This window comes from Corynebacterium sp. USCH3, assembly GCF_037619475.1.
Classification (GTDB): domain Bacteria; phylum Actinomycetota; class Actinomycetes; order Mycobacteriales; family Mycobacteriaceae; genus Corynebacterium.
Genome location: NZ_JAQPZT010000001.1, coordinates 536,496 through 556,175 on the forward strand (window position 1 = coordinate 536,496; position 19,680 = coordinate 556,175).

Consider the following 19,680-nt stretch of genomic DNA (forward strand, 5'->3'; position numbering starts at 1 on the left):
TCGCATGGTTCTCTCCCTCCAGATCGTTCTGGTGGTCACCAGCCTCATCCTGGGGCTGTCCGTTCTTCTCCACAAGGGGAAGGGTGGCGGTCTGTCCAGCCTCTTCGGTGGCGGTATGCAGTCGAGCCTGTCCGGCTCCACGGTCGTGGAGAAGAACCTCGACCGGTTGACGGTCACCACCGCCGTGATCTGGATCGCCGCCATCGTCGGGCTGAACCTGGTCGTCCATTACAACGTGGGCTGACCGACAGCCGGACACACGACAAGGCCGCTCCCCGAACCGGGGAGCGGCCTTTCGCTGTGTGGGGCGCTGGTCCGGTCGGCCCCGGGGGGAGTCACCGGATGAGCAGGTCACCGATTACGCCGCCCGCCGACCGCGACCTGGGGGTTTCCCGGTCCCTACCCGACCTCAGGCGTAATCGCCGACGCCGGGGTCGAGGACCCCGGTCTGAAAGGGCTGAACGGGCCGACCGGACTGGCCGGCCGTCTCAGCGGGGGTCCGCCTCCGCGTCGACATGCAGGACGGTCCGTCGGGACCCTGACACTCCGGCGGCGGGCCACTGGGCCGGGTCCGCACCGCTGACGACCTCGCCGGCGGCCTGCCGCTTGGCCTCGCCGGTGACCAGGAGCCAGACCTCTGCCGAGGAATGGACCGCCTCGAGCGTCAGCGACACCCGCTCGTCCGGGGGTTTCGGGCAGTCACGTACCGCGACGACCAGCGTCCCGGGTTCAGGGGTGAGTTCGTCGGTGTGCGGGAACAGGGAGTTCACGTGCCCCTCCGGCCCCATGCCCAACAGATGCAGGTCAAAGCCGTCAGGGGCGAATGCGGCCACTGCCTCGGCGTAGTCCACGGCAGCGGCGTCCAACCCCGACCCGTCGGCGGGTTCGTCGTCGCGGGGGACGCCGACCCGGTGGACATTCACCTCGGGAACCCCCACGTGGGAGAGGAGTTCGGCGTCCGCCAGCTCGTCGTTGCGGGCGGTGGCGCCGGTGGTTCCCGACGGGACGAATCGCTCGTCGCCGAAGAAGACGTGCACCTTGTTCCAGTCGACCGAGGTCACCGGGAAGGAGTCGGCGGCGAGACGGGCAGCGTGGTCGAGTGCGGCGAGTTCGCGCAGGACCGCACCGCCGGCGCCACCTCCGGTGAGCACGACACGGGCGTACCCGTCGTCGCTGACCCCTCCGTCGCGTTGGACGGCGGCGACGAGTTCGACGATCTCCCGCGCCACGCCCTGTGCAAGGTCGTCAGCGGTCGTCCATCCTCTGACCTCGAGGTTGCGGCCGTCGCTCATCGGGTGCTCTCCTGGGCGGAGAAGGGGATCGAGGCGCTCATACCGTCCCGCGGGGTCCGGACGCGGGGCAGGCCGTGCAGTGCCTGGCCGAAGGCGCGGTCCGGTTCCAGGTGCCGCAGCTCCTCCGCCAGGCAGTCACCGACCTGACGCCGGGAGAGGTTGACGACGGTGTCGGTGCCGACACCCGTGCTCACCCTCACGGAACGGTGGTTGAGCACGGTGAGTTCCACGGTGCCCTGCGCACAGTAGATGACGGTGCGCTGGATCGGCGACATCGGTTCACCGTCGTCGTCGACCGGAACCGCCGGTGAACCGTCGGCGCACCGGGTGACCGGGACGTTGAGCCGGTCGGCGAGCCACCCGGCGGCGATGTCGACGGCGGGGTCGTCGGCGGGACCGGAGACCTCCGCGGAACGGATCGTGTCCCCGGCCCGCTGGTCGAGGGCGCTGGACAGCAGCCCACGCCACGGGGTGATCCGGCTCCACACCAGGTCCGAGTCGCCCAGGGAGTAGCCGATACGGCGACGGAAGATCGCCTCGGTTCCCCGCCCGGCGGCCGCGTCGGCGAAACTGTCGGTGATCCGACGTGTCGCCAGCGCACCCAGCGGATCAGCGGCAGGGTTCCGCGGGGAGGTGAACGGCCACCACACCACGACCGGGGTGTCCGGGAGCAGCAGGGGAGTGACCGCATTGTCCGCGTGGTCGGCGAGCGCGCCGTGCAACCGCATGAGGATCATCTCCGAGGCACCCGCGGTACCACCCAGGTGGATGGCGGCGTCCATGCTGACCTCGGAGGTCAACCGGTCGTGGACGACGAAGATGACGCGTGCCGGGTGCTCACGGGAGGCCGCGACGGTGGCGTTGACCACCGTGTCGAGGTCCTCCTCCGAACGCACGGAGACGATGAGGGTCAGCACCCGTCCCGTGGCGATCTCGCCGCGTTCCTCGCGCAACCGGTGCAGCTGGTCGGTCAGTTCGTGGGTGGTGGTGGTACCCAGGTCCACGACGGCGGCGTTGTCGCCGGTATCGGTGAAAGTCTTCGACGGCATCAGGGACGCCTCCATTTCCTGCCGTGTCGGGACAGCATCCGGTCGGCACTGGAGGGGCCCCAGGTGCCGGACTCGTAGTCCTCCGGGCGACCGGCGGTGGCCCAGTAGTTCAGGACCGGGTCCAGGATCTGCCAGGATTCCTCGACCTCCTCGTTCGTGGGGAAGAGGCTGGCCTCGTCGAGGAGTGCATCGAGGATGAGCCGCTCGTAGGCCTCCGGCGACTGCTCGGTGAAGGCTTCCGAGTACGAGAAGTCCATGTTCACGTCGCGGACGTCCATCGCCGATCCCGGGACCTTCGACCCGAACCGCAGGAGTACCCCTTCATCGGGCTGGACCCGGATGACCAGGACGTTCGACTTCTGCGCCTCGGTCTGGTCCGGGCTGAAGGACTGGTGCGGGGCGTCCTTGAAGACCAGGGCGATCTCCGTGACGCGCCGGCCCAGCCGTTTGCCGGTACGCAGGTAGAACGGCACCCCGGCCCAGCGTCGCGAGTTGATCTCGAACGTCGCCGCGGCGTAGGTCTCGGTGGTGGAGGCCGGGTCGAAGCCCTCCTCGTCACGCAGCCCGGGGACGAACTCGGAGCCCTGCCACCCGGCGGTGTACTGGCCACGGGCGGTGGTCTGCGCGAACGGGCCGACCGGACGGGTCGCCTTGAGGACCTTGAGCTTCTCCGCCTTGAGTTCGTCGGGGGAGAACGTCACCGGCTCGTCCATCGCCACCAGGGCGAGCAACTGCAGCAGGTGGTTCTGCATCACGTCGCGGGCCGCGCCGATGCCGTCGTAGTAGCCGGCGCGGCCACCGAGCCCGATGTCCTCGGCCATCGTGATCTGCACGTGGTCGATGTAGCCCGAGCTGAACAGGGGTTCGAACATCTGGTTGGCGAACCGCAGCACCAGGATGTTCTGGACGGTCTCCTTGCCCAGGTAGTGATCGATCCGGAAGACCGAGGACTCCGGGAAGACGGAGTTGACGATGCGGTTGAGCTCGGTGGCCGACTCCTCGTCGTGACCGAAGGGCTTCTCGATGACCACGCGCTTCCAGCCGTCGGTGGAATCCGCCAGGCCGGAGCGCTCGAGCTGGTTGCAGACCTCGGAGAAGTACTGGGGAGGCACGGACAGGTAGTACGCCCAGTTGCCGCCGGTGCCACGTTCCTCGTCCATACGGCGGGTCATCGCGGCCAGGTCGTCGAAGGCGGAGTCGGTGACGAAGTCACCCTTGACGAACTGGATACCTGCGGCCAGCTGTTCCCAGACGGCCTGCCGCCAGGGGGTGCGTACCCGCTCACGGACCGCGTCGAGGACCTCTGCCTCGAAGTCCTCCTTCGACCAGTCGCGGCGACCGTACCCGATGAGACTGAACCCCGCGGGCAGCAGGCCCCGGTTGGCCAGGTCGTAGACCGCCGGCAGGAGTTTGCGTCGCGCCAGGTCGCCGGTGACCCCGAAGATCACCAGGCCGCTGGGCCCGGCGATCCGGGGGACCCGGTGGTCCGCCGCATCACGGAGGGGGTTCTCCCACACCGGGGACTCGGAACTCACAGACGCTCCCCGATGGTGTCGAGCAACTCCTGCCAGGAGCTGACGAACTTCTCCACGCCCTCGTGTTCGAGGACGGCGAAGACGTCGTTGAGGTCCACGCCGAGGTCCTCCAGCGCGGCGAAGACCTCGCGGGCGTCGTCCCCGGTCCCGCTGAGCGTGTCCCCGCTCACCGACGCGTGGTCGATGGTGGCGTTGAGGGTGTCCTCCGGCATGGTGTTCACCGTCTGCGGACCCACGAGTCCGGTGACGTAGAGGGTGTCGGGGTAGTCGGGGTTCTTCACGCCGGTGGAGGCCCACAGGGGACGCTGGGGGTGCGCACCCGCGGACTGCAGCTGCTGCCAGCGGGAGTCCTGCAGCAGGTCGCCGGCGAAGGCCTCGTAGGCCAGGCGGGCGTTGTCGAGTCCGGCCTTGCCCCGCACGGCCAGGGCCGCGGCGGTGCCGATCTCGTCGAGCCGACGGTCGATCTCGGTGTCGACACGGGAGACGAAGAAGCTGGCGACCGAGTGGATCGTGGTGATGTCGTGGCCGTTGGCCTGCGCCCGGGAGATGCCCTCGATGAAGGCGTCGATGACCTGGCGGTAGCGCTCGACGCTGAAGATCAGGGTCACGTTGACGCTGATCCCGGCGGCCAGCACCTCGGTGATCGCCGGCAGGCAGGCGGCGGTGGCGGGGATCTTGATCATCACGTTGTCACGGGCGACGTCGGCGTGCAGCTTCTTCGCCTGCGCCACGGTGCCGTCGCGGTCGTCGGCCAGGCGGGGGTCGACCTCGATGGAGACCCGGCCGTCGACTCCGCCGGAGGACTCGTAGACCGGCGCGAACGTGTCGCAGGCGTCGCGGACGTCGTCGACGGCCATCGCGAACACGGCGTCGGTCACGTCCGCCCCGGCGTCCTTCAGCTCGCCGACCTGCGCGTCGTACGCCGTGCCGGCGGACATCGCCTTGGCGAAGATCGCCGGGTTGGTGGTGACACCGACGATGCCGGCGTCCTTGATGAGGTCGGCGAGGTTGCCGGTGGTGAGGCGGTCACGGGACAGGTCGTCCAACCACACGGAGGTACCGGCGGCGGCGAGTTCAGTTACATGGTTCACGGGTGATCAACCAGCTTTCTGGGCTTGGGGGTGTCTGAGGGTGTCAGAGAATCTCGCGTGCGGCGGCGGCGACGGCCTCCGCGGTGATGCCGAACTCACGGTAGAGCGTCTTGTAGTCGGCGGAGGCACCGAAGTGCTCGAGGGAGACGTTGCGTCCCGCGGTACCGGTGTAGCCCTTCCACGGCATGGCGATCCCGGCCTCGACGGACACCCGGGCGGTGACCGCGGCAGGCAGGACGGACTCGCGGTAGTCGGCGTCCTGCTGGTCGAACCACTCCATGCACGGGACGGAGACCACGCGGGTGCCGATCCCGTCGGCCTCCAGCGCGGCAGCGGCCTCGACGGCGAGCTGTACCTCGGAGCCGGACCCCATCAGAATGACCTGCGGGGTCTCCGTCGACGACTCGACCAGGACGTAGGCACCGCGGGCGACACCCTCGGCGGCCTTCTCCTTCGTCCCCTCGAGCACGGGCACACCCTGCCGGGTGAGCACGAGCGCCTTCGGTGCCGGGGCCGCCTGGAGGGCGGCGGACCACGCCTGCGCCGTCTCATTGGCGTCCGCCGGACGGATCACCGAGAAGTTCGGGATGGCGCGCAACGCGGCCAGGTGCTCGACCGGCTGGTGGGTCGGGCCGTCCTCACCCAGGCCGATCGAGTCGTGTGTCCAGACGTGGTAGACGTCGGAGCTCATCAGGGCACCCAACCGGACCGCACCACGGGCGTAGTCGGAGAACTGCAGGAATGTCGCACCGTAGGGGCGGGTGGCGCCGTGCAGGGCGATGCCGTTGAGGATCGCGGCCATGCCGTGCTCACGGATACCGAAGTGCAGGTTACGGCCGTAGGGGTGGGCCGACCAGGCGTCGGTGGAGATGGACTCCGGGCCGACGCTCTTGTCACCCTTGATGATCGTGTTCGTCGAGCCGGCGAGGTCGGCGGACCCGCCCCACAGCTCCGGCAGGGTCGCCCCCAGCGCCTGGAGCGCCGCCTCGGACGCCTTGCGGGTCGCGAGGTTGTCACCGGAGTCCCAGGAGGGCAGCTCGGCGTCGAAACCGTCCGGCAGCTCCCGGGCCGCGATACGGTCGTGCAGGGCACGGGCCTCGGGGTTCTTCTCCGACCATGCGTCGAAGTCCTTCTGCCAGGCGGCGTGGGCCTCGCTGCCCCGGGCGACCAGCTCCCGGGCGTGGTCGATGACGTCGGCCTCGACGGGGAAGTCCTCGTCGGTCGGGAAGCCGAGGGCTTCCTTGACCGCGGCGATCTCGTCGCCACCGAGTGCGGCACCGTGGGCGGCGCCGGTGTTCATCTTCGTCGGCGCGGGGTAGCCGATCACCGAACGCACCCGGATGAAGCTCGGACGGGCCGTGTCCGCCTTCGCCTGCTCCACGGCGTCGAGGATCGCGGTGACGTCCTCGGCGTTGACCTCGAGGGTCTGCCAGCCGTAGGCGGCGTAGCGGGCGGCGACGTCCTCGCCGAAGGCGATGTCGGTGTTGTCCTCGATGGAGATGCTGTTGTCGTCCCAGAAGACGATGAGGTTGCCCAGCTGCTGGGTACCGGCGAAGGACGACGCCTCGGAGGTGACGCCCTCCTGCAGGTCGCCGTCGGAGGCGATGACGTAGATGTGGTGGTCGAACGGTGACGCGCCCTCGGCGGCCTCCGGATCGAACAGGCCGCGCTCACGACGGGAGGCGACGGCCATCCCCACCGCGGAGGCCAGACCCTGGCCCAGGGGACCGGTGGTGATCTCGACACCGTCGGTGTGGCCGACCTCGGGGTGCCCGGGGGTCTTGGAGCCCCACGTGCGCAACGCCTTGATGTCGTCCAGCTCGAGTCCGAAGCCGCCGAGGTAGAGCTGGATGTACTGGGTCAACGAGCTGTGACCGGCGGACAGGACGAACCGGTCGCGGCCCGGCCAGTTGTGGTCCGACGGATCATGGCGCATCACGCGCTGGTAGAGCGTGTAGGCCAGCGGGGCGAGGGACATCGCGGTACCGGGGTGACCGGAACCGCACTTCTCCACAGCGTCGGCCGCGAGGACACGGACCGTGTCGATGGCACGGGTGTCCAGCTCGGTCCAGTCATCGGGGTACTTCCGGACCGTGCGGGCTTCGAGGTCCTTGGGGAGTGTCACGCTGGGTAGCCTTCCTGTCGTCTGGGGACATAAGAGGACACGGGCGCCGTGACCAGAGCTGGTCGCCACTGGTCGCCGCTGGTCGCAGGACGCGGCCCGTGTAACCCGGACCAGTGTAGTGTCCGGAGGTCGACCGTGTCACTGGCGGATCGGCCGGGCCGCTGGTCGGCCGGGACGACGACAACGGTTTCCGGTCCCACCACCGGCTCAGGTAACCTGTCGGTTTGGCAGATCCGTGTGCCCTGACAACCAGGAACGCACGGTGACCGATGGCGTTTTATGGAGGCGGACTGACCGGTGGACAAGATCAAGGCGTATATCTCGCTGACGAAACCCCGTGTCATCGAGCTGCTGCTTGTCGCCGCCATCCCGTCGATGCTCCAGGCGCAGCGCGGCGAGATCAACCTCGGCCTGATCCTGCTGACCCTGGTCGGCGGATGGATGGGCGCCGCCGCGGCGAACACCTTCAACATGGTCGCGGACTACGACATCGACCAGAAGATGCGCCGCACGCACCGACGCCCACTGGCCAAGCACACCGTGAACAAGACGGAGGCCAGGATCTTCGCCTGGTCACTGACCGTCGGCAGTGTGCTGTGGCTGGGTTTCCTCTGCCACTCCTGGCTGGCGTCAGGCTTCATCCTGTTGACCATCTGGTTCTACATCTTCGTCTACACCAAGTGGCTCAAGCGCAGGACGTGGCAGAACGTGATCTGGGGCGGGGCGGCCGGCTGCATGCCGGTCATGGTCGGCTGGGCCACCGTGACCGAGGCCGACGGCGGGTCCTTCAACGCCGGCTGGCTGTCCTGGGGCCAGGCGTTGCTGCTGTTCCTCATCATCTTCTTCTGGACACCGCCGCACACCTGGGCGCTGGGCATGCGCTACCGCGAGGACTACGAGGCCGCCGGTGTGCCCATGATGCCCGTCGTCAAACCTCCCCTCGAGGTCACCCGGCAGATCCTCTGGTACACCTGGGCGACCGTGGTCACCTCCCTGCTGCTGGTCCCCGCCACCGGCTGGGTCTACGCCCTGGTTGCCGTCCTCAGCGGTGCGTGGTTCATCCTGCGGGCCCACGGGCTGCACAACGGGGTGAAGAAGGGCGTGAAGGTCAAGCCGATGAACCTCTTCTTCCTGTCGAACAACTACCTCTCCGTGCTGTTCGTCGGACTGTCCGTCGATGCCGTCCTCGGACTGGAGACGGTCTCCGAGATGCTCGGCCTCTGACGCCTCCCCTTTTTCCACCGCCCCGGGGACGACACCCCAGGGGCGGTTCCTGGTCTACGGACCACCCTGGGATCGACGTCCCACCCTCTGTCAGCCCGGACCCCGCCGCCGCTCCCGCCCCAGGGATACCGCTGGTTCAGGCCGCGTCCTCGATGTCGTAGTCGCGGTCGGCGGCGGCTTCTCCCCGTCGGAACCGCATCGCCCACAGCAGGCCCGTCGCCGCGGTCACCACCGCCGATCCCAGCACGTGCGGCGGAACCGTCCACCGGGGGACACCCAGGTTGTACTGGACGACGCCCACCACGCCCTGGATGATGATTCCGGCGATCAGGGCCAGGGCGGCGGTCTTGATCCGGCGGTCCACGTGCACCGCGAGGAGACCGGCGAGCAGACCGATGGTGATGCCCATGTAGAGGTACATCGCGTGAGCGTGCATGTTCGCGATCTCGAAGAGGGCGATCTGCAGACGGTCACCCTCCTGGATGGCCTCGTCCCCGGCGTGCGGGCCGGAACTGGTGGTCATGGTCCCGGTCACGAGGGTCACCGCCAGACCCAGTGCCGAGCCCCAGGTCGCCCACCGCAACGGTGTCGGCATGGTCGCCCGGCGGGGGGCGTCGTCGTCCTCACCGATCTTGACCACCATCACCGCGGCGAAGAACACGAGCACCATCGACGGCAGGAAGTGCGCCATCACGATCCACCACGCCAGATCCAGGTGCACCGTGATGCCGCCGATGACCGCCTGCGCGATGATGCCGATGCCCTGCAGGAAGGCGATGTGCAGGATCGTGCTCCGACGTGCGGCCCGCAGGACGGCCAGGAACGCCACCAGTGCGGCGATGATGAGCACGAAGGTGAGCATGCGGTTGCCGAACTCGATGGCCTGGTGGATCGCCGGGGTCGTCCCGGACTCCGGGACCAGTGAGCCGGGGTGGCACTGGGGCCACGTCGGGCAGCCGAGCCCTGAGCCGGTGACGCGCACGAGAGCGCCGGTGAACGTGATGCCGCCCTGGCAGACCATCAGGATGACCGCGTAGAGACGCTGGCGACGCACCGTGGGCACCGGCGTCCGGGCGCACAGGGCGAGGACCACGGTGTAGAACCGCAGGAAGAACCTGTTCACCGACCGGGGGGTGGTGGAGACCCGCTCCCGCATCCGGACCAGCGTGGTGTCGCTCACCCTCGGAACGTCAGGCGGGTTTTCGCTGGTAGTCGGGCTGTCGTCCTGGGTTTTCTGCGAGACCTTCACGGTCGTCCAGTCTATCGCCCCGGGCGACGACGACCGTAATCAGACGACACCGACGGTCAGTCGTCGTCCATGGTGAAGGAGAAGAACCGGACCGCCAGCGTCCCACCGACGACGCCCCACACCGCCAGGACCAGGAGCGCGGCGAGGTTCCACGTCCCGGAGGACGCGTCGACCAGACCGTCGGTCAGTGCCACGGACGGCAGCACCCGCAGCGCGGCGTGCACGGGTCCGGGGAGGTCGGTGTCCATCGCCGAGAGGACGGCCGCCCCCATCAGGATGAACCAGACGGTGTTGCCCAGCGCGAGCACGAGCTCCGAACTCAGGGTGCCCCCGAGCAGCAGCCCGAGCGCGGTGAAGGTGGCGACGCCGACCACGATGAACGACAGCGCCGGCAGTGCCCCCGCAGCGCTCGGCGACCACCCCAGGAGCAGGGCGACGATGGTGAGCACCACGAGTTGGACGAGCACCGCCGCCCCGACGGCCATCACCTTGCCGCTGATGAGGATCCGGCGGGGGACGCCGCAGGCACCGATGCGCTTGAGCGCCCCGTAGCGTCTGTCGAAGGCCACGGCGATCGCCTGCCCGGTGAAACCCGCACTCATCAGCGCGATGCCGACGGTCATCGGGTACACGCTCTGGACCGGGTCGTCCAGCGGCACCATCGGTATCAGACTCAGCGCGATCAACAGACCCAACGGAATCACCAGGGACAGCAGCTGTTGTTCGCCGTGCCTCAGGAACAGCAGTGTCTCGATCCTCGCCTGTGCCAGGAGCATGCGCCCGGTGGGCGCCTGGCGGGGTCGGGGAGCGAACTGGCCCGGGGTGAAACGTCCGGTGGTCTGTCGGGTCCGGCTCATGAGCGGATCTCCCTTCCGGTGATGTCGAGGAACACGCTCTCGAGGCTGCGCTGGTCCACCTCCAGCGAGGTCACCAGAACGTCCTGACGGTCCGCCTCGGCGGTGATCTCCCTGATCAGCCGGGGAGTCACGGTGGCGGACACGGTGACCAGGCCGGGCCGGGTCACCGACACGGTCGCGCCGAGAGGTGCGAGCCGCGCCGCCAGCGCCTCACGGTCCAGGTCGCGGTCGGTGGAGACCGCCACCCTGGGGTCGGCACTGCTGGTCAGTTCGCTGATCGTGCCCTGCGCCACGGCGCGACCGTGGTCGATGATCACGACCTGGTCCGCCAGCGCCTCCGCCTCGTCCATGAGGTGGGTGGTGAGGACGACGGACACGCCGTCGTCACGCAGCGCGGAGACCAGGTCCCACACCGCCAGGCGCGACTGCGCGTCCAACCCCGCGGTCGGCTCGTCGAGGAAGATGAGTTCCGGCCGGCCCACCAGTGCGAGCGCCAGGGAGAGCCGCTGCTGCTGGCCACCGGACAGCCGACGGTAGTTGGCCTTCTCGTGCCCCTGCAGACCGACGGTCTCGAGTAGCCAGACGGGGTCGAGGGGATCGGCGGAGTAGGACGCGGCGAGGCGGAGCATCTCGCCGACCCGGATTCCCGGGTACGCCCCGCCACCCTGCAGCATCACACCGATGCGTCCGCGCAACCGGTCGGTGTCACGACCGGGGTCGGTGCCGAGGACCTCGACGGTACCTTCATCAGGGAGGAGGAAGCCTTCGCACATCTCGACGGTCGTCGTCTTGCCCGCACCGTTGGGACCGAGAAGTGCGAGCACCTCAGCGTGCCCCACGGTCAGGTCCAGACCGTCGACCGCGGTGACGTCCCCGTACCTCTTGACGACGCCCCGCAAGCGGAGTGCAGACCGGCTGCCTGTGTCCATCCCTGCGCTAACCACGGTCCCAGAGTCTAGCCGGTGGCCTTACGGCGTTGGTAAAGCAACCAGCCGATGACGATGAACACCACCGAGAACAACGCCGACATCAGGTACATCACGGCCACGGTGCCCGGTGGCAGGTTCAGGCCCCGGGGCAGGATGAAGTAACTCAGGATCGCGGAGTAGGCCACCACCGCCACCCGGAACGTGCCCCGGTTGGCCCAGGCGGCCAGGGGCATCACGGCCCACAGGACGTACCACGGGTGGACGACGGGGAAGAACACGACGAGGAAGAAGGTCGCCACGCCCAGCCCGCCGACCGGGTGCACGCGGCCGCGGAAGGAGGCCCACAGCATGCGCACCACCCAGAATCCGCCGATCAGCAGGCCGACGAGCCGGGCGGTCGACAGCGCCACGTCGGTGTGGTCGCCCAGCCCCAGCCACATGCCGCCGTTGGCGGTGAGCAGACCGACGTCGGTGGTCACGGACATCCAGCTGATCACCTCGGTCGCGCCACCCTGGACCATGACCCACCCGAACCCCAGTCCGGTTCCCAGCGAGACGGCGACGACGACCGTCGCGGTCCCGGCGGCGTAGACCACCGCGGCGAGAACGAGGTCGCGGAACCGTCCGCCGAGGTAGCGGGCCAGGGCGACCCCGACGAAGCCCAGTGCCAGGAACGCGGTGACCTTCACCATCCCGGCGCAGCTGATCAGGACGACTCCCGCCGCCCCCCACATCCACCGTCGGGCCGACGGACCACGTCCGGGGTCCACGGCCCGCAGCCCGCATTCCACCCCCGCGAGCAGCAGCCCCATCATGATCGCCTCATTGTGCACGCCGGCGACCAGGTGCAGGTAGACCAGCGGGTTGAGGATGCCGAGCCACAGGGCGGCCTGGGGGTGGACCCCGCAGCGACGGGCCAGGTGCACGACCGCCCAGGCCGCGACGAAGACACCCGCCACCGAGATCAGCCGGTGGATGATCACCCCGGCGGCGATGACGTCCCCGGTGAGGGTGGAGATGACCGACGCCATGCCGACGGCCACCGGCCCGTAGGGGGCGGGGGAGTGCGACCATTCGAAGGGGACCGAACGTGCCAGGTCGTTGTCCACCCCGAGCAGGTCCACGGGCCCGGCGGAGTACGGGTCGAGTCCTTGGGCCGCAATCGAGCCCTGGGCCAGGTACGAGTAGATGTCCTGGGTGAACATCGGCGCCGTCACCAGCAGCGGGAGCACCCAGAGCACGCCGATGCGCACGAGCGTCACCATCGGCAGCAGGGGGGCGGCGGTGGTCCGGGTGACTGCCGGGGAGGCCCCCTGAGACGCCGTCGTGGGGACGCAGTACCGCCAGATCAGCAGCCAGCCGACGATGAGCAGGCTGATCCCCACGAACACCGCGACCGTGGTGGTGTGCAGCATCCGGGAGAGGAATCCGCTGACCGGCAGCGACCACAGGGAGTTCCCGACGACCGGCAGGGCGCCGGCACCGACCCCTCCGACACCGATGAGGACCGCCCCGACGAACCCGGTGAAGACACCGAGCCGCAGACGCAGCAGTTCCTCCGGGGTGAACCGGCGGGTCGACGCGACGGGGCTCTCGGTGTGCAGCCGGGCGCTGCGTGAACCGGCGGTACCGATGTTCGGCAGGAGGCCGAACATGCCCCCGAGACCACGGGTACGCCGTCCACCGTCGGCGGACAGGGTGCTGTCGGAGGGGGGTGGCTGGGTCACACCGGCATTCTACGGGCCGGGGTGCGTGCGGCGGGCAGGACACCCGCCCGTTACGAAAATCATCGAATCCGTTGAACAGAGAAACAACAGGTCAGCCTGCCCTTATTAGACAACGGGAATGATTTACGCGACACTCGTGTTGTCTAATCATGACCCGCTGTCACAACTGTCGTCGAGGAGGGAACAGCACATGAGCGAACGGGACACCCGCCGCGAAGTTCTGGCGCAGATCCTCCGGAACGGTCCGGTCAGCGCCACCGATATCAGCGAGGCCCTCGGGCTGAGCGCCGCCGGTGTGCGGCGACACCTCGACAACATCGTCGCCGACGGCCTCGCCGAGACGATCGAGGCACCGCGGTCCGCCGGAGGACGCACCCGTGGTCGTCCCGCCCGGCAGTACCGGTTGACTGACGCCGGACGGGGACGTTTCGGCCATGATTACGACACACTCGCACTCCTGGCCCTCCGGGCCCTCCGGGAGAGTGGTGGTGACGACGCGGTCGCCGAATTCGCCGACCAGCGGATGCAGGACCTGTTCGGTTCCGTCGACGACTCCGTGCCGGAGACCGTCGTGGACCGGGCGGAACGCATCGCCGAGGCGTTGACGGACCGCGGCTACGCGGCCACGGTCGACCAGGCGGCGACCGGCGTCCAGATCTGCCGTCACCACTGTCCGATCCAGGATGTCGCCCACGAGTTCCCCGAACTCTGCGCGGCGGAGCACCGGGTGGTCACCGAACTCCTCGGCCACCACACCCAGCCTCTGGCGACCATCGCCGACGGCAACGGTATCTGCACGACACACATCCCGCTGACCACAATCCACCCTTCATCCACGAAGGAGAGCTGACATGACTCAAGCTGCACAACTACCCGACAACAAGCCCCAGAACGCCCCGAAGACCGATGACGAGATCATCGACTCCATCGGCGCCTACGGCTACGGCTGGCACGACTCCGACGCCGCCGGTGCCGCCGCCGAGCGGGGCCTGTCGGAGGCCGTCGTCCGGGACATCTCGGCGAAGAAGAACGAGCCCGAGTGGATGCTCGAGCGTCGCCTCAAGGCTCTGAGCACCTTCGACCGCAAGCCGATGCCGACCTGGGGCGCCGACCTCGACGGCATCGACTTCGACAACATCAAGTACTTCGTGCGCTCCACGGAGAAGCAGGCCCAGACGTGGGAGGACCTGCCGGACGACATCAAGGAGACCTACGACAAGCTCGGCATCCCCGAGGCGGAGAAGCAGCGGCTGGTCGCCGGTGTCGCCGCCCAGTACGAGTCCGAGGTGGTCTACCACCAGATCCGCGAGGACCTGGAGAGCCAGGGCGTGATCTTCCTGGACACCGACACCGCCCTCAAGGAGTACCCGGAGCTGTTCAAGGAACACTTCGGCACGGTCATCCCCGCCGGCGACAACAAGTTCTCCGCGCTGAACACCGCCGTGTGGTCCGGCGGCTCGTTCATCTACGTGCCCAAGGGTGTGCACGTCGACATCCCGCTGCAGGCCTACTTCCGGATCAACACCGAGAACATGGGCCAGTTCGAGCGCACGCTCATCATCGTCGACGAGGACGCCTACGTCCACTACGTCGAGGGCTGCACCGCCCCGATCTACAAGTCGGACTCCCTGCACTCCGCGGTCGTGGAGATCGTCGTGAAGAAGGGCGGCCGGTGCCGCTACACGACCATCCAGAACTGGTCGAACAACGTCTACAACCTCGTCACCAAGCGCACCCGGGCCGAGGAGGGTGCCACCATGGAGTGGGTCGACGGCAACATCGGCTCCAAGGTCACCATGAAGTACCCGGCCGTGTGGATGACCGGCCCCCACGCCAAGGGCGAGGTCCTCTCCGTGGCCTTCGCCGGTGAGAACCAGGTCCAGGACACCGGCGCGAAGATGGTGCACATGGCGCCGTACACCTCCAGCAACATCGTCTCCAAGTCGGTGGCCCGCTCCGGCGGACGCGCCGCCTACCGCGGCCTGGTCCAGATCAACAAGGAGGCCCACCACTCCAAGGCGAACGTGGAGTGCGACGCCCTCCTGGTCGACTCGATCTCGCGGTCGGACACATACCCCTACAACGACATCCGCAACGACCACGTCACCCTCGGCCACGAGGCCACCGTCTCCCAGGTGTCCGAGGACCAGCTCTTCTACCTCATGAGCCGCGGGCTCGAGGAGGACGAGGCGATGGCGATGATCGTCCGCGGCTTCGTCGAGCCGATCGCCAAGGAACTCCCGATGGAGTACGCCCTGGAGCTCAACCGACTGATCGAACTGCAGATGGAAGGATCGGTGGGTTAACCGATGACCACTCCCGTGACCACCCCCGACGCCAACGCCACCACCCCGGCGAACAGCATGCCCACCAAGGGCGACCGGTTCCAGTCCGCCGACCCGGCGGCCTTCCCGGTCCCGCACGGCAAGGACGAGGACTGGCGCTTCACCCCGCTGCGCCGCCTCCGCGGCCTCGAGGACACCTCGGCGGGCAAGGCGGCCCCCGCCGCCCGCCCGACCGTGACCGTGGACACCGGCGACCAGGCCGGTGTCAGCTACACCGAGCTCGCCATGGACGACGAGCGCACCGGCCGTGCCGGCCTGCCCGTCGACCGTCCCGCGGCCGAGGCGTGGGTCAACAGCACCGTCGCCGACCACGTCCTCGTGACGAAGAACACCGTGCTCGAGGCCCCGGTCACCGTGACCGTCACCGGCTCCGGCGACGAGGTGACCACCTACGGCACCACCGTCATCGAGCTCGAGGCGCACGCCGAGGCCATCGTCGTCCTGCGCTACCAGGGCGAGGGGGTCCACTCCGACAACCTGGAGTTCGTCGTCGGCGACGGCGCCCGCCTGACCACCGTCGTGTGGGAGGACTGGGGCCGCACCGCGGTGCACCTGTCCAACTCGCACATCCTCGTCGGTCGCGACGCCACCGTGCGGCACACCGTGGCGACCTTCGGCGGCGACGTCGTCCGCTCCGTCCCCCACGTGCGCTTCACCGGCCCCGGCGGCGACGCGGAACTGCTGGGCGTCTCCTTCGCCGACGCCGGCCAGTACTTCGAGCAGCGGCTCCTGGTCGACCACAGCGTGCCGAACTGCCGTTCCAACGTCCTGTACAAGTCCGCCCTGCAGGGTGAGACCGGGCGCCACGGCAGCGAGGCCCGCACCGTGTGGATCGGCGACGTGCTGATCCGCCCGGAGGCCACCGGCACGGACACCTACGAGACGAACAAGAACCTGGTGCTCACCGAGGGGGCGCGTGCCGATGCGGTGCCCAACCTCGAGATCCAGACCGGTGAGATCGTCGGCGCCGGCCACGCCGCCACCGTCGGACGCTTCGACGACGAGCACATGTTCTACCTGAAGTCGCGCGGCATCTCCGACGAGGAGGCCCGCCGACTGATCATCCGCGGCTTCTTCACCGACGTCATCCGCCGCGTCCCGGTCGAGGGCGTGCGCGAGAACCTCGAGGACGTCGTCGAGCAGGAACTCGCCAACACCGTCCTCTGACCCCGCTGAACAGTCTCCACCCACCGTAAGGAACAACGAACACACAATGAGCACTCTCGAGATCAAGAACCTCCACGCACAGGTGGTCCCCCAGGACGAGAACGAGGATCCCAAGCCGATCCTCCACGGCGTCAACCTCACCGTGAACTCCGGTGAGACCCACGCCATCATGGGCCCGAACGGCTCCGGCAAGTCCACCCTGTCCTACGCGATCGCCGGCCACCCCCGGTACGAGATCACCGACGGCGAGGTCCTCCTCGACGGCGGGAACCTGCTGGACATGGATGTCTCCGAGCGCGCCCGCGCCGGACTGTTCCTCGCCATGCAGTACCCGGTGGAGGTGCCCGGCGTCTCCATGGCCAACTTCCTGCGCTCGGCGGCCACCGCGGTACGCGGCGAGGCCCCGAAGCTGCGCCAGTGGGTCAAGGAGGCACGGACCGCCATGGACGAGCTGGAGATCGACCCGGCCTTCTCCGAGCGGTCCGTCAACGAGGGCTTCTCCGGCGGCGAGAAGAAGCGCCACGAGATCCTGCAGCTTTCCCTGCTCAAGCCGAAGTTCGCCATCCTCGACGAAACCGACTCCGGCCTCGACGTCGACGCCCTGCGCACCGTGTCCGAGGGCATCAACCGCTACAAGGAGCGCGAGGACGGTGGCCTGATCATGATCACCCACTACCAGCGCATCCTGAACTACGTGCAGCCCGACTTCGTCCACGTCTTCGCCAAGGGACGTGTGGTCGAGTCCGGCGGCCCCGAACTCGCCCGCGAGCTCGAGGAGCACGGCTACGAGCGATTCACCGCAAAGGCCTGATATCGAATGACCCCACTGGACACCGCCGCCATCAGGGCGGACTTCCCGATCCTGTCGCGCACGGTGCGGGACGGTCGTCCACTCGTGTACCTGGATTCCGGTGCGACCGCGCAACGGCCGCTCCAGGTCCTCGACGCCGAGCGGACGTTCCTCACGGAGCACAACGCCCCGGTGCACCGGGGCGCCTACGAGATCGCCGAGGAGGCGACCGACTCCTACGAGGCCGCCCGCGACGCCGTCGCCCGATTCGTCGGTGCCGCCGACGAGGAGATCGCCTTCACCAAGAACGCGACCGAGGCGCTCAACGAGGTCGCCTTCATGCTGGGGGACCCGCGTGCCGGTGATCTCGCGGTCGGACCCGACGACGAGATCGTCATCTCCGAGATCGAACACCACGCCAACCTGGTGCCGTGGCAGGAACTCGCACAGCGCACCGGCGCCACCCTGCGCTGGTACTCGGCGACCCCCGACGGGCGTATCGACCTCGACAGCCTCGAGCTCTCGGAGCGCACCAAGGTCGTCGCACTGAGCCACCAGTCGAACGTGACCGGTGCCCAGCTCGACGTCACCGAGGCCGTCCGGCGTGCCCGTGCCGTCGGCGCACTCTTCGTCCTCGACGCCTGCCAGTCGGTGCCGCACATGGCGGTGGACTTCCACGCCCTGGACGTCGACTTCGCCGCCTTCTCCGGGCACAAGATGCTCGGCCCCAACGGTGTCGGCGTGCTCTACGGCAAATCGCACCTGCTGGAGAGCCTGCCGCCGTTCCTCACCGGCGGGTCGATGATCGAGATCGTCACCATGGAGAAGACGACCTACGCGGCCCCGCCGCAGCGTTTCGAGGCCGGCACCCAGATGACCTCCCAGGTCGTCGGCCTGGGGGCGGCGGTCGAGTACCTGCAGAAGCTCGGCATGGACAACGTCGCCGCGCACGAACACGCGCTCACCGGATACGCCCTGGAACGGCTGGCCACGGTGGAGGGACTGCGGATCATCGGTCCGACCGAGAACGTCGACCGCGGCTCGGCGGTGAGTTTCGTCGTCGACGGGATCCACCCGCACGACCTCGGCCAGGTCCTCGACGACAACGGCGTGTGCATCCGGGTGGGTCACCACTGCGCCTGGCCGGCACACCGGGCCCTGGGCGTCCAGGCGACGGCCCGCGCCAGCTTCTACCTGTACAACACGACCGACGAGGTCGACGCCCTGGTCGACGCCGTCCGGGCCGCCCAGCGGTTCTTCGGTACGGTTGCCGGAGACGACCGGCAGGAGAACGAGAACGTGAGGCAGCCGCTGTGAAACTCGAGCAGATGTACCAGGAAGTCATCCTGGACCACTACAAGCACCCGCAGCACGCGGGGCTCAGGACGCCGTTCAACGCCGAGGTCCACCACGTCAACACCTCGTGCGGCGACGAGGTCACCCTGCGTGTCTCGTTGTCGGAGGACCTGGGGACGGTCGCGGACATCTCCTACGACGCCACCGGGTGTTCGATCAGCCAGGCCGCGACCTCGGTGATGGCCGAGGAACTCACCGGCCTGAGCGTGCCCGAGGCCATGGCGAAGCTGGCCGAGTTCGAGAAGATGGTGACCTCCCGTGGCACGGTCGAGGGCGACGAGGACGTCATCGGCGACGGTGTGGCGTTCGCGGGCGTGTCCAAGTACCCCGCCCGCGTGAAGTGCGCCCTGCTGGGGTGGAAGGCCTTCGAGGCCGCCACCAGCGAGTCAACCAACAAGAAGTAAGGACCCCACCATGAGTGACGACACGACCACCGACACTGCCACCGACACGGCCGCCGAGCCGTCGTCCCCGCAGATGGACCCGAACCCCCTCGACGCCGTCCCGGAACCTCCGAAGGAGATCTCGCAGGAGGACGTCATGCTCTCCGACCAGATCGAGGAGGCGATGCTCGACGTCATCGACCCCGAGCTGGGCATCAACGTCGTGGACCTCGGTCTCGTCTACCAGGTATGGGTGGAGCACACGGACAAGGGCACCGAAGCGGTCATCAACATGACGTTGACCTCCCCGGCCTGCCCGTTGACGGACATGCTGGAGGACCAGGCCACCACCGCCGTGGTGGACGGGATCGAACAGGTCTCGGCCCTGCGGATCAACTGGGTCTGGTCCCCGCCGTGGGGCCCGCACATGATCAACGCCGACGGGCGGGAGCAGCTGCGCTACCTCGGCTTCAGCGTGTGACTGTAGGCTGACGGCCCCGGGCGGGAAATAACCACCATCCTGGGTACGTGTACGGGCTTGTACGCGTACCCCGGATGGTG

18 protein-coding genes are annotated in these 19,680 nt (G+C 68.5%); 9 read left to right on the forward strand and 9 right to left on the reverse strand.

Translation table 11 applies throughout. From position 1 onward, the window contains the following. Positions 1-4 precede the first annotated feature (4 nt). A complete protein-coding gene (gene secG / locus PQI66_RS02520) occupies positions 5-244 on the forward strand; it encodes a preprotein translocase subunit SecG (RefSeq protein ID WP_038548547.1) in 240 nt (79 codons plus the stop codon). 244 nt (positions 245-488) lie between these two features. Here the strand turns inward: secG and pgl are convergent, their stop codons facing one another. Genes pgl through tkt form a run of 5 tightly spaced genes read right to left on the reverse strand, consistent with a single transcriptional unit; the run spans position 489 to position 7,092 of the window. Continuing rightward, positions 489-1,292: a 6-phosphogluconolactonase gene (gene pgl / locus PQI66_RS02525; protein ID WP_339995758.1), complete on the reverse strand. Its 804-nt coding sequence runs from the start codon at positions 1,290-1,292 to the stop codon at positions 489-491. Then, the gene (locus tag PQI66_RS02530) at positions 1,289-2,341 is read right to left on the reverse strand and encodes a glucose-6-phosphate dehydrogenase assembly protein OpcA (protein ID WP_339995760.1); all 1,053 of its coding nucleotides are present in this window, start codon (positions 2,339-2,341) and stop codon (positions 1,289-1,291) included. Before PQI66_RS02530 ends, pgl begins: the two co-directional genes overlap by 4 nt. Continuing rightward, on the reverse strand, positions 2,341-3,876 hold the full coding sequence (gene zwf / locus PQI66_RS02535) for a glucose-6-phosphate dehydrogenase (RefSeq protein ID WP_339995762.1): 1,536 nt from the start codon (positions 3,874-3,876) through the stop codon (positions 2,341-2,343). Before zwf ends, PQI66_RS02530 begins: the two co-directional genes overlap by 1 nt. Further along, positions 3,873-4,967, reverse strand: coding sequence for a transaldolase (gene tal / locus PQI66_RS02540; protein ID WP_339995764.1), 1,095 nt, complete (start codon positions 4,965-4,967; stop codon positions 3,873-3,875). The genes zwf and tal overlap by 4 nt, the downstream gene beginning before the upstream one ends. 43 nt (positions 4,968-5,010) lie before the next feature. Next, positions 5,011-7,092 (reverse strand): transketolase, encoded by a 2,082-nt coding sequence (gene tkt, locus PQI66_RS02545; RefSeq protein ID WP_339995766.1) that lies wholly within the window; start codon positions 7,090-7,092, stop codon positions 5,011-5,013. Positions 7,093-7,389: 297 nt separating this feature from the next. Between tkt and PQI66_RS02550 the strand changes: the two genes are divergently transcribed. Further along, positions 7,390-8,316, forward strand: a complete 927-nt coding sequence (locus PQI66_RS02550) for a heme o synthase (protein ID WP_339995767.1) — start codon at positions 7,390-7,392, stop codon at positions 8,314-8,316. Between the two features lie 136 nt (positions 8,317-8,452). Here PQI66_RS02550 and PQI66_RS02555 read toward each other — a convergent pair whose 3' ends face one another. The 4 genes from PQI66_RS02555 to mptB all read right to left on the reverse strand — a co-directional run bounded on the left by PQI66_RS02555 (position 8,453) and on the right by mptB (position 13,078). After that, the gene (locus PQI66_RS02555) at positions 8,453-9,472 is read right to left on the reverse strand and encodes a COX15/CtaA family protein (protein ID WP_445227988.1); all 1,020 of its coding nucleotides are present in this window, start codon (positions 9,470-9,472) and stop codon (positions 8,453-8,455) included. A gap of 149 nt (positions 9,473-9,621) precedes the next feature. Then, the gene (locus tag PQI66_RS02560; protein WP_339995769.1) at positions 9,622-10,422 is read right to left on the reverse strand and encodes an ABC transporter permease; all 801 of its coding nucleotides are present in this window, start codon (positions 10,420-10,422) and stop codon (positions 9,622-9,624) included. Beyond that, complete coding sequence (locus PQI66_RS02565) at positions 10,419-11,351, reverse strand: ABC transporter ATP-binding protein (protein ID WP_339996008.1); 933 nt, start codon at positions 11,349-11,351, stop codon at positions 10,419-10,421. Before PQI66_RS02565 ends, PQI66_RS02560 begins: the two co-directional genes overlap by 4 nt. 26 nt (positions 11,352-11,377) lie before the next feature. Beyond that, complete coding sequence (mptB, locus tag PQI66_RS02570; protein ID WP_339995770.1) at positions 11,378-13,078, reverse strand: polyprenol phosphomannose-dependent alpha 1,6 mannosyltransferase MptB; 1,701 nt, start codon at positions 13,076-13,078, stop codon at positions 11,378-11,380. A gap of 190 nt (positions 13,079-13,268) precedes the next feature. On the opposite strand from mptB, the gene PQI66_RS02575 reads away from it, so the two are divergent. Genes PQI66_RS02575 through PQI66_RS02605 form a run of 7 tightly spaced genes read left to right on the forward strand, consistent with a single transcriptional unit; the run spans position 13,269 to position 19,600 of the window. Continuing rightward, positions 13,269-13,928 carry a helix-turn-helix transcriptional regulator gene (locus PQI66_RS02575; protein WP_339995771.1) on the forward strand — a complete coding sequence of 220 codons (660 nt, stop codon included), beginning with the start codon at positions 13,269-13,271 and terminating at the stop codon, positions 13,926-13,928. A 1-nt stretch (position 13,929) separates the two neighbouring features. Then, the gene (gene sufB, locus PQI66_RS02580; protein ID WP_339995772.1) at positions 13,930-15,384 is read left to right on the forward strand and encodes a Fe-S cluster assembly protein SufB; all 1,455 of its coding nucleotides are present in this window, start codon (positions 13,930-13,932) and stop codon (positions 15,382-15,384) included. Between the two features lie 3 nt (positions 15,385-15,387). Beyond that, on the forward strand, positions 15,388-16,590 hold the full coding sequence (gene sufD / locus PQI66_RS02585; protein ID WP_339995773.1) for a Fe-S cluster assembly protein SufD: 1,203 nt from the start codon (positions 15,388-15,390) through the stop codon (positions 16,588-16,590). A gap of 46 nt (positions 16,591-16,636) precedes the next feature. Continuing rightward, positions 16,637-17,401, forward strand: a complete 765-nt coding sequence (gene sufC, locus PQI66_RS02590) for a Fe-S cluster assembly ATPase SufC (protein ID WP_339995774.1) — start codon at positions 16,637-16,639, stop codon at positions 17,399-17,401. Between the two features lie 6 nt (positions 17,402-17,407). Then, positions 17,408-18,697, forward strand: a complete 1,290-nt coding sequence (locus PQI66_RS02595; RefSeq protein ID WP_339995776.1) for a cysteine desulfurase — start codon at positions 17,408-17,410, stop codon at positions 18,695-18,697. Next, positions 18,694-19,140 (forward strand): Fe-S cluster assembly sulfur transfer protein SufU, encoded by a 447-nt coding sequence (gene sufU, locus PQI66_RS02600; RefSeq protein ID WP_339995777.1) that lies wholly within the window; start codon positions 18,694-18,696, stop codon positions 19,138-19,140. Before PQI66_RS02595 ends, sufU begins: the two co-directional genes overlap by 4 nt. A gap of 10 nt (positions 19,141-19,150) precedes the next feature. Then, positions 19,151-19,600 carry a metal-sulfur cluster assembly factor gene (locus PQI66_RS02605; protein WP_445227981.1) on the forward strand — a complete coding sequence of 150 codons (450 nt, stop codon included), beginning with the start codon at positions 19,151-19,153 and terminating at the stop codon, positions 19,598-19,600. Positions 19,601-19,680: the final 80 nt, after the last annotated feature.

What these genes read in the sequence shown, in the direction of transcription:
- PQI66_RS02575 (WP_339995771.1), top strand. Translation starts at nt 13,269, where the DNA reads ATGAGCGAACGGGACACCCGCCGCGAAGTTCTGGCGCAGATCCTCCGG.
- sufD (WP_339995773.1), top strand. Translation starts at nt 15,388, where the DNA reads ATGACCACTCCCGTGACCACCCCCGACGCCAACGCCACCACCCCGGCG.
- PQI66_RS02565 (WP_339996008.1), bottom strand. Translation starts at nt 11,351, where the DNA reads ATGGACACAGGCAGCCGGTCTGCACTCCGCTTGCGGGGCGTCGTCAAG.
- PQI66_RS02560 (WP_339995769.1), bottom strand. Translation starts at nt 10,422, where the DNA reads ATGAGCCGGACCCGACAGACCACCGGACGTTTCACCCCGGGCCAGTTC.
- PQI66_RS02530 (WP_339995760.1), bottom strand. Translation starts at nt 2,341, where the DNA reads ATGCCGTCGAAGACTTTCACCGATACCGGCGACAACGCCGCCGTCGTG.
- sufB (WP_339995772.1), top strand. Translation starts at nt 13,930, where the DNA reads ATGACTCAAGCTGCACAACTACCCGACAACAAGCCCCAGAACGCCCCG.
- pgl (WP_339995758.1), bottom strand. Translation starts at nt 1,292, where the DNA reads ATGAGCGACGGCCGCAACCTCGAGGTCAGAGGATGGACGACCGCTGAC.
- secG (WP_038548547.1), top strand. Translation starts at nt 5, where the DNA reads ATGGTTCTCTCCCTCCAGATCGTTCTGGTGGTCACCAGCCTCATCCTG.
- PQI66_RS02595 (WP_339995776.1), top strand. Translation starts at nt 17,408, where the DNA reads ATGACCCCACTGGACACCGCCGCCATCAGGGCGGACTTCCCGATCCTG.
- sufC (WP_339995774.1), top strand. Translation starts at nt 16,637, where the DNA reads ATGAGCACTCTCGAGATCAAGAACCTCCACGCACAGGTGGTCCCCCAG.
- PQI66_RS02555 (WP_445227988.1), bottom strand. Translation starts at nt 9,472, where the DNA reads ATGCGGGAGCGGGTCTCCACCACCCCCCGGTCGGTGAACAGGTTCTTC.
- PQI66_RS02605 (WP_445227981.1), top strand. Translation starts at nt 19,151, where the DNA reads ATGAGTGACGACACGACCACCGACACTGCCACCGACACGGCCGCCGAG.